At 70.7% G+C, this 13,449-nt stretch carries 14 protein-coding genes; 5 read left to right on the top strand and 9 right to left on the bottom strand.

Annotation, left to right across the window (positions count from 1 at the left end; genetic code table 11):
* The first annotated feature begins 164 nt into the window (after positions 1 to 164).
* The 3 genes from HUT19_RS10980 (at position 165) to recX (ending at position 3,198) form a co-directional block, all read left to right on the top strand.
* Positions 165 to 1,316, top strand: coding sequence for an AI-2E family transporter (locus HUT19_RS10980; protein WP_254886150.1), 1,152 nt, complete (start codon positions 165 to 167; stop codon positions 1,314 to 1,316).
* 136 nt (positions 1,317 to 1,452) lie between these two features.
* The gene (gene recA, locus HUT19_RS10975) at positions 1,453 to 2,583 is read left to right on the top strand and encodes a recombinase RecA (protein WP_176180290.1); all 1,131 of its coding nucleotides are present in this window, start codon (positions 1,453 to 1,455) and stop codon (positions 2,581 to 2,583) included.
* Positions 2,584 to 2,586: 3 nt separating this feature from the next.
* Positions 2,587 to 3,198, top strand: coding sequence for a recombination regulator RecX (gene recX, locus HUT19_RS10970; protein ID WP_176180289.1), 612 nt, complete (start codon positions 2,587 to 2,589; stop codon positions 3,196 to 3,198).
* A gap of 117 nt (positions 3,199 to 3,315) precedes the next feature.
* Here recX and HUT19_RS10965 read toward each other — a convergent pair whose 3' ends face one another.
* The 8 genes from HUT19_RS10965 to HUT19_RS10935 all read right to left on the bottom strand — a co-directional run bounded on the left by HUT19_RS10965 (position 3,316) and on the right by HUT19_RS10935 (position 9,923).
* Positions 3,316 to 3,726 carry a rhodanese-like domain-containing protein gene (locus HUT19_RS10965; protein ID WP_176180288.1) on the bottom strand — a complete coding sequence of 137 codons (411 nt, stop codon included), beginning with the start codon at positions 3,724 to 3,726 and terminating at the stop codon, positions 3,316 to 3,318.
* A gap of 4 nt (positions 3,727 to 3,730) precedes the next feature.
* The gene (locus HUT19_RS10960; protein ID WP_176180287.1) at positions 3,731 to 4,342 is read right to left on the bottom strand and encodes a cysteine dioxygenase; all 612 of its coding nucleotides are present in this window, start codon (positions 4,340 to 4,342) and stop codon (positions 3,731 to 3,733) included.
* A 60-nt stretch (positions 4,343 to 4,402) separates the two neighbouring features.
* Positions 4,403 to 4,492, bottom strand: coding sequence for a putative leader peptide (locus tag HUT19_RS44235; protein ID WP_309471148.1), 90 nt, complete (start codon positions 4,490 to 4,492; stop codon positions 4,403 to 4,405).
* 110 nt (positions 4,493 to 4,602) lie between these two features.
* Complete coding sequence (locus HUT19_RS10955; protein WP_176180286.1) at positions 4,603 to 6,318, bottom strand: FAD-dependent monooxygenase; 1,716 nt, start codon at positions 6,316 to 6,318, stop codon at positions 4,603 to 4,605.
* Positions 6,319 to 6,488: 170 nt separating this feature from the next.
* Positions 6,489 to 7,415: an amino acid ABC transporter permease gene (locus HUT19_RS10950; RefSeq protein ID WP_176180285.1), complete on the bottom strand. Its 927-nt coding sequence runs from the start codon at positions 7,413 to 7,415 to the stop codon at positions 6,489 to 6,491.
* Positions 7,412 to 8,059: an amino acid ABC transporter permease gene (locus HUT19_RS10945; protein WP_176180284.1), complete on the bottom strand. Its 648-nt coding sequence runs from the start codon at positions 8,057 to 8,059 to the stop codon at positions 7,412 to 7,414. The genes HUT19_RS10950 and HUT19_RS10945 overlap by 4 nt, the downstream gene beginning before the upstream one ends.
* 109 nt (positions 8,060 to 8,168) lie before the next feature.
* Complete coding sequence (locus tag HUT19_RS10940; protein ID WP_176180283.1) at positions 8,169 to 9,077, bottom strand: glutamate ABC transporter substrate-binding protein; 909 nt, start codon at positions 9,075 to 9,077, stop codon at positions 8,169 to 8,171.
* A gap of 69 nt (positions 9,078 to 9,146) precedes the next feature.
* Complete coding sequence (locus HUT19_RS10935) at positions 9,147 to 9,923, bottom strand: amino acid ABC transporter ATP-binding protein (protein ID WP_176180282.1); 777 nt, start codon at positions 9,921 to 9,923, stop codon at positions 9,147 to 9,149.
* Between the two features lie 326 nt (positions 9,924 to 10,249).
* Between HUT19_RS10935 and HUT19_RS10930 the strand changes: the two genes are divergently transcribed.
* Entirely contained in the window at positions 10,250 to 10,960 is a 711-nt protein-coding gene (locus HUT19_RS10930) for a response regulator transcription factor (protein WP_176180281.1), read from the top strand.
* A 21-nt stretch (positions 10,961 to 10,981) separates the two neighbouring features.
* Positions 10,982 to 12,418 carry a HAMP domain-containing sensor histidine kinase gene (locus HUT19_RS10925; protein WP_176180280.1) on the top strand — a complete coding sequence of 479 codons (1,437 nt, stop codon included), beginning with the start codon at positions 10,982 to 10,984 and terminating at the stop codon, positions 12,416 to 12,418.
* A gap of 16 nt (positions 12,419 to 12,434) precedes the next feature.
* Here HUT19_RS10925 and HUT19_RS10920 read toward each other — a convergent pair whose 3' ends face one another.
* Complete coding sequence (locus tag HUT19_RS10920) at positions 12,435 to 13,424, bottom strand: TAXI family TRAP transporter solute-binding subunit (RefSeq protein ID WP_176180279.1); 990 nt, start codon at positions 13,422 to 13,424, stop codon at positions 12,435 to 12,437.
* Positions 13,425 to 13,449: the final 25 nt, after the last annotated feature.

Here is a 13,449-nt window from a genome sequence, read left to right as displayed (position 1 = left end):
CCCCGCGGCGGCCGTGCCCGGGCCGGTGACCGGTCCGGCGCGGCCAATGAGGGGGTGGCCGGTTTTTTTCGGCGGTTGTACGCCACACTTGCCCAGTGGCCCCGACCGACGAAACCCTCCCGCCCAGTGCCGACGGCGGCACCCCCGCCGCCGCGCCGACTGCCGTGAACCCCGAGAACCCGTCCACGGCGGAGTCCGCGCGCATGCCGCGCTGGCTGCCGCGCGCGATGGTGCTGGCGCTGTCGCTGGTGGCCTGTTACCGCCTCGCCAGCTGGGCCTTCGACCGGCTGACCTCGCTGCTGCTGAACATCCTGATCGCCTTCTTCCTGGCGCTGGCGATAGAGCCGGCCGTGGACCGGATGTCCGCGCGCGGAATGCGCCGCGGACTGGCCACCGGGCTGGTCTTCCTCGGCATCCTCGTCTCCGTGGCGGGTTTCTTCACCCTGCTCGGCTCGATGCTGGCCGACCAGATCGTGACCATGGTCGAGGAGTTCCCGAAGTACCTCGACGTGGTGGTCAGCTGGGTCAACGACACCTTCCACACCGAGCTGTCGCGACTGGAGATCCAGGACAGCCTGCTCCACTCCGACTGGCTCCAGAGCTATGTGAAGAACAGCGCCAACAATGTGCTGGACGTCTCGGCACAGGTGCTCGGCGGGCTGTTCAAGGTCCTCACGGTGACCCTGTTCGCCTTCTACTTCGCCGCTGACGGCCCGCGGCTGCGCCGCGCCCTGTGCTCCGTGCTGCCCCCGGCCCGCCAGACCGAGGTGCTGCGCGCGTGGGAGATCGCGGTCGCCAAGACCGGTGGCTACATCTACTCGCGCGGGCTGATGGCGCTGATCTCCGGTGTCGCCCACTACGTCCTGCTGGAGACCCTGTCCGTGCCCTACGCTCCGGCCCTCGCGGTGTGGGTCGGTCTGGTCTCCCAGTTCATCCCGACCATCGGCACGTACTTGGCGGGTGCCCTGCCGATGCTGATCGCGTTCACCGTCAACCCCTGGTACGCGGTCTGGGTGCTGGGCTTTGTCGTGATCTACCAGCAGTTCGAGAACTACCTGCTTCAGCCGCGGATCACCGCGAAAACGGTCGATATCCACCCGGCCGTCTCGTTCGGATCGGTGATAGCGGGTACGGCGCTGCTCGGCGCGGTGGGCGCGCTGATCGCGATTCCGGCGACCGCGACGCTCCAGGCGTTCCTCGGCGCGTACATCAAGCGCTACGACGTGACGGACGATCCGCGGGTGCACGGACGCACGCGGCGGCGCGGTGCCTCGGCCCTGGCGCGGGTGCGCCACGCTCTGTCGCGGCGTAGTTGACACAAAAATCGAACATCCATTCTCATGGAGTCCCGGCCGGTTATCCACAGGCCGAGGACGTCCGGGCCGCTTGTCAGTGGCAGGCGCTAGCGTCATGGACGTGAAGCGATCGACTCAAGCAAACCGGGTGGAGCCCATGGCAGGAACCGACCGCGAGAAGGCGCTCGACGCCGCGCTCGCACAGATTGAACGGCAATTCGGCAAGGGCGCCGTGATGCGCATGGGCGAGCGGCCGAACGAGCCCGTCGAGGTCATCCCCACCGGGTCGACCGCTCTCGATGTCGCTCTCGGCGTCGGCGGTCTGCCGCGCGGCCGGGTGGTGGAGGTCTACGGCCCGGAGTCCTCCGGTAAGACGACCCTGACCCTCCACGCGGTGGCCAACGCCCAGCGGGCGGGCGGCACGGTGGCCTTCGTCGACGCCGAGCACGCCCTCGACCCGGACTACGCGCAGAAGCTGGGCGTGGACACCGACTCGCTGATCCTGTCCCAGCCGGACAACGGCGAGCAGGCGCTCGAGATCACCGACATGCTGATCCGCTCCGGCGCCCTCGACCTCATTGTCATCGACTCCGTGGCCGCGCTGGTGCCGCGCGCGGAGATCGAGGGCGAGATGGGCGACTCCCACGTCGGCCTCCAGGCCCGGCTGATGAGCCAGGCGCTGCGGAAGATCACCGGTGCGCTGAACCAGTCCAAGACCACCGCGATCTTCATCAACCAGCTCCGTGAGAAGGTCGGCGTCATGTTCGGCTCCCCGGAGACCACCACCGGTGGCCGGGCGCTGAAGTTCTACGCCTCGGTGCGGCTGGACATCCGCCGGATCGAGACCCTCAAGGACGGCACCGACGCGGTGGGCAACCGCACCCGCGTCAAGGTCGTGAAGAACAAGGTCGCGCCGCCCTTCAAGCAGGCCGAGTTCGACATCCTCTACGGCCAGGGCATCAGCCGTGAGGGCGGTCTGATCGACATGGGCGTCGAGCACGGCTTCATCCGCAAGTCCGGCGCCTGGTACACCTACGAGGGCGACCAGCTGGGGCAGGGCAAGGAGAACGCCCGCAACTTCCTCAAGGACAACCCCGATCTGGCCAACGAGATCGAGAAGAAGATCAAGGAAAAGCTCGGGATCGGCGTCAAGCCCGAGACCACGGCCGAGCCCGGCGCGGACGCGGCGGTCGGTGCGGAGCCGGTTGTCGCACCGGTGAAGGCCGCGCCCGCGTCGGCGGCCAAGTCCGGGGCCAAGGCGGCGAAGACCGCCGCGGCCAAGAGCTGATCCATGACCCGGCGGACCGCATGGCCGCAGGACCCGGGCGGTCCGGAGCGACCGGCCCGTGCGGACGACGGTGGCCCCTCCCCGTCGAGGGCCGGGCAGGGGCCACCGCCGAGTCCCGAGGAGCAGGCGCGGGCGATCTGTCTGCGCCTGCTCACCGGGACCCCGCGCACCCGTCAGCAGCTGGCGGACGCGCTGCGGACCCGTGGCATCCCGGACGAGGCGGCGCAGGAGGTGCTGGCCCGCTTCGAGGACGTGGGGCTGATCGACGACGCCGCCTTCGCCGCCGCCTGGGTGGAGTCCCGGCACCACAGCCGGGGGCTCGCCCGCCGCGCGCTCGCCCGCGAGCTGCGCACCAAGGGCGTGGACTCCACCCTGATCGACGACGCGGTGGGGCAGCTCGACACCGATCAGGAGGAGCGCACCGCACGCGAGCTGGTCGCGCGCAAGCTGCGGGCGACTCGTGGCCTGGACCAGGAGAAGCGGCTCCGCCGCCTCGCCGGAATGCTGGCCCGCAAGGGCTATGCGGAGGGGCTGGCGCTGCGAGTGGTGCGCCGCGCCCTGGAGGAGGAGGGAGAGGACCCGGAGCTGTTGGAGCAGTACGTCCCGGACGCCTGACCGTTCCGGACCGGACGTTGACCCTTCCGGACACTGACTGCCCCGGACGCCTGACCGTCCAGGGACCGTGCCCCGGGGCTGTGACCCTGCCCTTCGGGGGTCCGCGCCCGTGCGGTGTCAGGGGGAAGCGGGTGGCTCCACGGGCAGACCCGCCGCCCGCCAGGCCTGGAAACCGCCCACCAGATCGGTCGCCCGCGCCAGCCCCAACTGCCGCAGGGAGACGGCCGCGAAGCTGGACGCGTACCCCTCATTGCACACCACCACGACCGGCAGATCGTGGTGAGCGGCCTCGGGCAGCCGGTGGTCGCAACTCGGATCGAGCCGCCACTCCAGCTCGTTCCGCTCGACGATCAGCGCCCCCGGGATGGTCCCGTCGCGCTCGCGCAGTGCCGCGTACCGGATGTCCACCAGCAGCCCGCCCGCGGCCCGGACGGCCGCGGCCTCGGCGGGTCCGATCCGGTCGAGATCCGCTCGGGCCTCGGCCAGCAGCTCGTCGACGCTCCGCCGGGTCCGTTGTGTGGTGCTCATGGCCTTAACCCCACTCCTCCGGCTGTTCGACCTGTTCCAGTCGCAACACCTGCCCGGTGCGGCTGTAGCGCCGCATCAGCGGCAGCGGCGGGTAATAGGCGTGCACCGAGACCGCGTGCCGGGTGGTGGACGCGTTGAGCACCTCATGGACATGATGCGGGCCGAAGGCCCGGCCCTGTCCGGCGGGCAGCCGCCGCTCGCGGTCCACGTCATCGGCGAGTTCGAGAGTCCTCCAGCCCTCGGTGGGCAGGCGCGCCGCGAGGGACTGCTCGGTGAGCTCACCGGCGGCCGCGACAAATGCGCCGTGCGAGCCGCCGTGGTCGTGCCAGCCGGTGCCGGTGCCCGGAGGCCAGCCGATCAGCCATGCCTCGCTGCCGCCCGGCCCCGCGAGCCGCAGCCAGGTACGGTCCTCCGGGGCCAGCGGCAGCGAAGCGACCAGCTCGGCGTCGGCGGCCGTGCGGCGGGCGAAGTCGAGGAGGTCGGCCTCGGTGGGCGGGACCGCCGGGCCGGGATCCGGGAACGAGCGCGCGGGGGCCGCGGCTGTACCAGGAAGGCCGGGGGAACCGGGGGAAGGGCGAGAAACCGAGGCAGGGGAGGGAGTGCGTACGTCGGGCACAGCAACCGTCCTGAATGATCGCGAAAGGGGCGCGGCCGGGCCGCGCGGGAGGCATGCGGATCAACAGGACGGACGACACACACAGCCCGCATAGCGGACGAGGTCCAGATGGACCCTCCGCCAGAAGCGAGGCAAGCAGGTGTCAGTCACGCTCCGCAGTGAAACATGCGCCGGAAGGCGAGGTCAACTGCGCCGGATGGGCCGGGGTCACCCGGACCCCCCCGCTGCCCGCGCTGCCCGCGCTGCCCGCGCTGCCCGCGCTACCGGCGCGCCGTCGCCTCCGCGTCCCGGGGCACCTCGTCCCGTGTCCTGGCCCCGCCCCGGAGGGCGTCCGCGCACGCGTACAGTTCGGCGGGCCGTACCCCGGACAGGGCCGCGGCGAGATGGCCGTCCGGCCGGACCAGCAGCACCGTATGGGCCGGCGCCCCCGGGTACTCCTCGGCGACCAGCAGCTCCGTCCGCATCGGCAGGGTGGAGACCGCGGCCGCCAGCCGCGGCATCAGCCCGGCCCGCATCCAGTGGCGGCGCTCCCACACCCCGGTCCCCGGGGCGACCAGCACCACCAGCAGTTCCCGGCCCAGCCGCTCCCGCAGCGTCACCACTGAGCCGTCCGGCGCCGTCACCAGGATATCGGCGACCGGCGCCCCGAGCGCCGTGCCCACCGCGACCGTCCCCGCGGGCGGCGCCGCGGGCGTCAGCGGCGAACGGCCGTAGACCGGCGGCGCGCCCAGCGGCCCGCCGCCGAGGTGCCCGTCGGTGAGCAGCGCGTCATGGCCGCGCTCCCCGCCCGGCAGCACACTGCGCCGTACCGCGCGCCAGCCGCCGGACGCCCGCACCTGCGGCAGTGCCTGGTCGGCGGTGCGCAGCCGGGCGCCGACGGCCCCGCGCCGCTCCGTCTGATAGCTGTCCAGGAGGGTGTCCGAGGCGCCGTGGTGCCAGGCGAGCGAGAGCTTCCAGGCGAGATTGCCGACGTCCCGCAGCCCCTCCTCGAGACCCTGGGTGCCGAGCGCGCCGAGCAGATGGGCCGCGTCCCCCGCCAGGAAGGCGCGGCCCACGCGCCAGCGCCGCGCGAGCCGGTGGTGCACGGTGTGCACGCCGGTGTCCAGAAGCTCGTAGGGGAGTGCGGAGTCCCCGCACCACCCCGCGAGGGTGTCGCGCACCCGGACCAGCAGGGCGTCGGGGGTGACGAGGTCGCGGCCGGGCGGCAGCAGCCAGTCGACCCGCCACAGGCCGCGTGGCAGCGGGCGCGCGGTCACCTCCGCGTCGATGCTGCGCCACGGGGGCGAGCGGTGCAGCAGGGCCTCACCGGGCCAGGGGAGTTCGGCGCGCAGCACGGCGACCGCGTGCCGCTCCACCGCCGTACGCCCCGGGAAACGCACCCCGAGGGCCTTGCGGACCGTGGACCGGGGCCCGTCGCAGCCGACCAGATGGCTGCCCCGCCACCAGGTGGCGTGGGCGCCGCGGGTGCGCACACTGACCCCGTGGTCGTCCTGCTCCAGGGTCTCGACCCGGGTTCCGGTGACGATGCGGACGAGGTCCTCGTCGCCGATGGCCGCCAGCGCACCGCGCAGCGCCCGGGTGAGCTCGTGCTGCGGCAGGTGCACCGGTGAGAGCGGCGCGGCCGCCTTGTCGTCCGGGGATCCGCCGTCCTGGTCGTCGCCGTCGCGGGCGCCCGGCAGGCCGATACCGCGCCGGGTGTCGAAGAGGGGGCCCGGGGCCAGGGGGAGCTGCCGGACCAGCTGCCGCCGCCGCATGGTGCGCCAGCCGGTCCACGGCGCGGTACGGGCGGCGGCCCGGCAGCCCAGCCGCTCCAGCAGGGCGGCGGTGTCCTGGCGCAGAACGACGGTGCGGGCGAGGCGGTTCTCGTCGGCGTCGGCGGACTCGTCGAAGAGCACGACGGGCACGTCGTGACGGGCGAGGGCGAGGGCCAGGGTGAGTCCGACCGGGCCCGCCCCGGCGACGATCACCGGGTCCACGGTGCGGTTCCTGTGGCCCTGCGGGTCGTACGTGACGTACGGAAACTGGCAGTTGAAACCCGGTGAGCGATCACAGAAAGCATGCAACCGACTGCGGGTGCCCGCGTCAAGCGACGAAGGGCGGTGGCGCACGCGCCACCGCCCTTGGAGGACTCCGATACGACCGATCGTCAGTCCGTCTTGCCGCCCGGGGCGTCCGTCGTGGTGAGGTCCACGGCGTCACCGGCGGCCAGCGGCTGGGCGGCGTCCGCGACCGGGATACCGGTCTTGGTCCGGCGGCCGCGCCGCTCGATCCAGGTGGCCAGGGCGGAGAGCGCCATGCACATCGCGATGTAGATGACACCGCCGACGACGATCATCGGGAAGTAGGGGTTCTCGTCGTTGACGACGATGTTCCCGGCCATCTGCTGGAGCGAGTACAGCAGCTCCTCATAGGTGATGACGAAGCCGAGCGAGGTGTCCTTCAGGGTGACCACCAGCTGGCTGATGATGGTCGGCAGCATCGCCCGGACCGCCTGCGGGATGAGGACGGTCACCATGACCTGGGTCTTGCTCATGCCCAGGGCGTAGGCGGCCTCGCGCTGTCCCTTGGGCACCGCGTTGATGCCCGCCCGCAGCACCTCCGCCTGCACCGAGCCGTTGTAGATGGTCAGGCCGATGACCAGGGCCCAGAACGCTGTGCCGTCGCCGCTGAATCCCAGTTCCGACTTGTAGGTGAGGAAGAGCAGCCACAGGGAGTAAATGGTGATCAGCAGCGGGACGGCCCGGAACAGCTCGATGAAGCCGGTCGCGAACCACCGGACCGGCTTGTGGTCCGAGAGCCTGCCGACCGCCAGCAGGGCGCCGAGGGCCAGGGACAGCACCGCCGCCAGCGCGAACACCTTGAGCGTGGTGAGCACACCGTCGCGGATGTTGGTGCGCACACCCGCGTTGTTGAAGATGTTCCACATCTCCGGCTCGAACTGGCCCTTGGCATCGAGGCGCAGTACGGCGTAGACGACGATGCCGAGCACGGCCAGGGCACCGACGACCGAGAAGATCCGGTTGCGGATACGGGCCTTGGGGCCGGGGGCGTCGTACAGGACGCTCGAACTCATCGGGCCACCTCCAGGCGGCGCTCCAGCAGTCGGAAGGCACCGCTGATGGTGAAGGTGATGACCAGGTAGGCCAGGGCGATCCAGAGGAAGATCCAGCCGATCGCGTAACCCTTGTCGCTCAGCAGCTTCGAAACGCTGAACAACTCAGTGACGCTGAAGGCGCCCGCGATGGCCGAGTTCTTGGTGAGAGCGATGAAGATGCTGCTCAAAGGAGGGAGCACGGTTCGGGTGGCCTGCGGCAGAACGATCATCCGCAGGGTCTGGGAAAAGGTCATCCCCAGGCTGCGGGCGGCCTCCGCCTGGCCGAGCGGCACGGTGTTGATACCGGACCGCACGGCCTCGCAGACGAAGGACGACGTGTAGCAGCCCAGCGCTCCCATCGCGAGGACGAACGGGCTCGTCCCCGAGAAGAAGATCTGGGGGATCACGAAGAACGCGATCAGGAACAGCAGGGTCAGCGGCGTGTTGCGCAGCAGGGTGACCCAGGCCGTGCCGAAGGCGCGCAAGGGCGGAATGGGGGACACCCGGAAGCCGGCTATGAGAATGCCCAGGACAAGAGCGAGCACCGCACTGGCCGCCGTGATGGCAAGGGTTCCCAGGAACCCTTCACGGAACTCGGGCAAATGATCGAGGAGTACGTTCATCGATTCTCCGCGGTAGCGGTCAGGTCAGCGGCGTGCGGAGCGCACCGGCTTCGAGGGCGAACGGGAATCCTGCCAGGGGTGACCCGGCAGGTTCGGTGACGCGACTGGCTCAGTAGCGCGGCAGCGGGGTCTTCGGCGCGACGTAGGACGAGCCGGACTTGCCGAGCGTGCCGTCGTACGCCTTCTTGTAGTCGCCGTTCTTGATGTGCTTCTCGAGCGCGTCGGTGATCGCGTCGCGGAGCGCCTTGTCGCCCTTGTCCATGCCGACGCCGTAGGGCTCCTTGGTGAACGGCTTGCCGACCACCTTGAGCTTGCTGGGCCGCTGGGCGGCGTAGCCCTTGAGGATGGCGTCATCGGTGGTGACCGCGTCGACCTGGCCGTCGAGGAGCTGCTTGACGCAGAGCGAGTACTTGCCCAGCTCGGTGGTCTTGGCGCCGTACTTCGACTTCTTGATCTCCTGGAGCGGAGTGGAGCCGACGATCGAGCAGACCTTCTTGCCCTTGACGCTGTCCGGGCCGGTGATGCCCTTCTCGTCCTTGCGGACCAGGAGGTCGGCGCCGGCCTCGTAGTACGGGCCCGCGAAGCCGACCTGCTTCTTGCGCTCGTCGTTGATGGTGTAGGTGCCGACGTAGTAGTCGACCTGGCCCTTGGAGATCGAGGTCTCGCGGACGTTGGAGTCGACCGTCTTGAACTCGATCTGCTTCTCGGAGAAGCCGAGGTCGGCGGCGATCATCTTGGCGATCTCGATGTCGAAACCGGTGCGCTTGCCCGCGGTGTCCACGAAGCCGAGGTACGGCTGGTCGGCCTTGGCGCCGATGATCAGCTTGCCGCGCTTCTGCGCCTTCTTCAGGGTCGGCGAGTCCAGCTTCACGTCCTTGGCGACCTTGTAGGTGCCGCTCTTGACGTCGCCGCCCTTCGGCTTGTCACCGGCGGTGCCGGACTCTCCGCCACAGGCGGTCGCCGTCGCTGCCAGCGCGAGTACCACCGTGGCCGCCGCGGCCGTCTTACGCATGCTCATGGTGCCCATCCTTGGTTTCAGTACGTCATCGCGGAAACAAAGCGGCGGCCTGGGGGAGCCACCGCGTGATCAGTGGTGGAGGATCTTCGACAGGAAGTCCTTCGCCCGGTCGCTGCGGGGGTTGTTGAAGAACTGGTCCGGCTCGGCCTCTTCGACGATGCGCCCGTCGGCCATGAAGACCACCCGGTTCGCGGCGGAGCGCGCGAAGCCCATCTCGTGGGTGACGACGACCATGGTCATCCCGTCCCGGGCGAGCTGCTGCATGACCTCCAGCACCTCGTTGATCATCTCCGGGTCCAGGGCCGAGGTCGGCTCGTCGAAGAGCATCACCTTGGGGTCCATGGCCAGCGCGCGGGCGATGGCCACACGCTGCTGCTGGCCGCCGGAAAGCTGGGCGGGGTACTTGTCCGCCTGGGTGCCCACGCCCACCCGGTCGAGCAGCTTGCGGGCCTTGTCCTCGGCGGCCTTCCTGTCCGTCTTGCGGACCTTGAGCTGGCCCAGCATCACGTTCTCGAGCACTGTCTTGTGCGCGAAGAGGTTGAAGGACTGGAAGACCATGCCCACATCGGCGCGCAGCCGGGCGAGCTCCCTGCCCTCCTGGGGCAGGGGCTTGCCGTCGATCGTGATGGATCCGTCGTCGATGGTCTCCAGGCGGTTGATCGTCCGGCACAGTGTGGACTTACCGGACCCGGAAGGTCCGATCACCACGACCACTTCGCCCCGGGCGATGGTCAGGTCGATGTCCTGGAGTACATGCAGCGCGCCGAAGTGCTTGTTGACTCCTGACAGCGCAAGCAACGCGTTCGCCGCCGGTGTGGCGTCCTTGGTCACCGATACTTCGCTCATCGGCGTCTCGCTCCGTCCTCCTCGGTTGGGAGGACATTAATGAGCTGTCTCGACCAGCGTCATTACATCTGAGCTGAAATTGAGGATAACGATCTGGCCGCGACCGGACACTCTGTGTGAAGGGGCTGCGGCGGTGTCGTACCGGCTACATAACGGAAACCACTGTGTGACCGAAAGCGTCTTGACGGCCGGGCTTCGATCGGCGTGGATGCCCTGTGGCCATGTTCGTGGTCCGGGGCTACGGGGCGCCAGTCCCCTCATGAATTTTTGTGATTCCTTGAGTGATGACGTGATGAACCGAGCGATGAAGGTGGTGCGGGGATCCGGTGAGACTGCTGCTCGTCGAGGACGACAACCATGTCGCCGCGGCCCTGTCCGCAGTGCTGTCCCGGCACGGCTTCGACGTCACCCACGCGCGCAGCGGTGAGGAGGCGCTCCAGGCCCTGCTGCCCGACTCGGGCGCGCCCTTCAGCGTTGTCCTCCTCGATCTCGGCCTGCCGGACCAGGACGGCTTCGAGGTGTGCGGCCGGATCCGCAAGCGCACCACCACTCCCGTGATCATGGTGACCGCGCGGGCGGATGTGCGCTCGCGCATCCACGGTCTCAACCTCGGCGCCGACGACTACGTGGTCAAGCCCTACGACACCATGGAACTGCTGGCCCGTATCCACGCCGTCAGCCGCCGCACCGTCCCGCCGGACCCCGCCGTGCCCGCCGAGGAGCCCGGGAGCGGCCCCCAGCCGCCGCTGCGGCTCGGCCCCGTGACCATCGAACTGGCCACCCGCCAGGTGGCGGTGGACGGGGCGTCCGTCTCCCTCACCCGCAAGGAGTTCGACCTGCTGGCGCTGCTCGCCCAGCGCCCCGGGGTGGTCTTCCGCCGGGAGCAGATCATCAGCCAGGTGTGGCGCACGAGTTGGGAGGGGACCGGGCGCACCCTGGAGGTGCACATCGCCTCCCTCCGTTCCAAGTTGCGGATGCCGGCGCTGATAGAGACGGTGCGCGGGGTGGGCTACCGCCTCGTCGTTCCGGCCTCCTGAAACGACCACGGGGATCCCTGGGTGCGCACTCGACTCCTTCCGCTGCTCATCGTCCTCATGGCGGGCGTGCTGCTCGCGCTGGGCTTCCCGCTGGCGGGGAGCCTGGCCGCGCGGGAACAGCAGAGGGTGGTCGTCGACCGGATCGACGACACCGCGCGGTTCGCCGCGCTGGCCCAGTTCGTCACCGCAGGACCGTCGGGCACGGCCACCCCCGACGGGGACGGGCGCCGGGACACCCTGCGCTCCGAACTCGAGCGCTACCACGACCTCTACGGCATACGGGCCGGCGTCTTCTACCGCGATCGCGACGCCCCTCCCATGGCCGAGGCGCCCGATGGCTGGCGACTGCCCCGGACCGGCGATGGCGCCGCGGCGTTCGACGAGGCCCTCGCCGGGCGTCGCAGCCACGATCCGCACCAGGTGTGGCCCTGGCAGCGCGGGAGGCTCACCGTGGCGTCCCCCGTCGTCCGGGACGGGGACGTGGTGGCCGTCGTCGTCACCGACTCGCCCACGGGTCACATGCGGTCGCGCATCCTGCACGGCTGGCTGCTGATCGGCGCGGGCGAGGCGGCCTCGATGCTGCTGGCGGTGGGCGCCGCCTTCCGGCTCACCGGCTGGGTGCTGCGGCCGGTACGCGTCCTGGACACGGCCACCCACGACATCGCGACCGGCCGGATGCAGTCACGGGTCGCGGCCGCCTCCGGGCCGCCCGAGCTGCGCCGGCTGGCCCGCTCGTTCAACGAGATGGCGGACAACGTCGAGGAAGTCCTCGAGCAGCAGCGGGCGTTCGTCGCCGACGCCTCCCACCAGCTGCGCAATCCGCTGTCCGCACTGCTGCTGCGGATCGAGCTGCTGGCGCTGGAACTGCCGCCGGGGCACGAGGAGATCGCCTCGGTGCGCACCGAGGGCAAGCGGCTGGCCAGCGTCCTCGACGACCTCCTGGACCTCGCCCTGGCCGAGCACTCCGCGGCGGACCTCCGGCTCACCGACATCGCCGAACTGGCCGCCGACCGGGTCGGCGCCTGGCTTCCGGTCGCCGAGCGCGAGGAGGTCGGTCTCGCCTGCACCGGCCCCGCTGCGGTCACCGGCTGGGCCGATCCGGTGGCCCTGTCCAGCGCCCTCGACGCCGTGGTGGACAACGCCCTGAAGTTCACGCCGGAGGGCGCCCATGTGGAGGTCTCGGTGCGGCCGGAGGGCGACACCATCGCCATCACCGTCGCCGACGGCGGCCCCGGGCTCACCGAGGACGAGCTGGCCCGGATCGGCGACCGATTCTGGCGCAGCGGCCGCCACCAGAACGTCTCGGGCTCCGGCCTGGGCCTGTCCATCACCCGCGCCCTGCTGGCCGCGGGCGGCGCCACGATCTCCTACGCCCCCAATGAACCGCGCGGGCTGCGGGTCACCATCACCGTTCCGCGTACCGAACCCCAGGGCGGGCCGGGCCCGGTCAGGGCCTGACCGGGCCCGGCGGGGGCTACGGCTTGACCGAGCGGTAGTAGCGCGCCGCGCCCCGGTGCAGGACGAGCGGATCGGTGAAGACGGCGGTCCGCAGATCCACCTTCTGGGCGGCGTGCACCTGCGCGCCGATGCGGTCCCGGTTCTCTATCACCGTGCGGGTGACGCCCTCCGCCAGATCGGTGTCCACCCGGTCCGTGGTGACCAGCAGATTCGGTACCGCGATCGTCTTGACCGGCTCCGGCCACCGGATGTCCGCGTACGCGTCGGCGGGCACGGTCGCCGCCCGGTAGTAGCGCGTCACCCCGCCCTGCCGGTGCAGCCGGCTGGTGAGGTCACCGAGCTGGACCAGCCGGATCGGATAGGCGCGGGCCAGGGTGCGCACCGCGGTGGTCGGCAGCCCGCCCGACCAGAAGAAGGCGTCCAGCTTCCCCTGCCGCAGCAGCTTCGGCATGGTGTCGATCCCGGCCCGGACCGCCGTGATGTCCTTGTGGAAGTCGACCCCGGCGGCCTTCAGCAGCGCCCGGGTGATCAGCTGGACGCCCGAGCCGTCGTCGCCCACGCCGACCTTCAGATGCCGCAGGTCCCGTGCCGAGCGCACCTTCGAGCCCCGGGGCACGACCAGCTGCATGTAGTCGTCGTAGAGCCGGGCGCACGCCCGCAGCCGGTCGGCGGCCTTGCCGCGGTAGGCGGCAACGGCGTCGGTGGCGGCGATGGCGAAGGTGGCCCTGCCCTCGGCCAGCCGCTCGACGTTGTCAGGGGAGCCCCGGGACTGCGTGAGATCGACGTCCACGTCCGGGAGGTCCCTGGCCAGGTCCTGCTTGAGCATCTGGCCGTAGGTGTCGTAGACCCCGGTGGAGACCCCGGTCGCGAAGGTGACCTTCCCCCTGGGCGAGGTCCCGCCGCCGACCGGCAGCAGCCACCACAGCAGCAGCGCGAGGACGACCAGGCCCGCGCCCGCCGACTGGAGGGCACGGCGCCGGTCGAGACGCGGAAGGGTGACGGCCATGACCGCGATCCTGCCAGGCTTGCTC

This window comes from Streptomyces sp. NA02950, assembly GCF_013364155.1.
Classification (GTDB): Bacteria; Actinomycetota; Actinomycetes; order Streptomycetales; family Streptomycetaceae; genus Streptomyces.
This window is presented reverse-complemented; position numbering and strand designations above follow the sequence as displayed.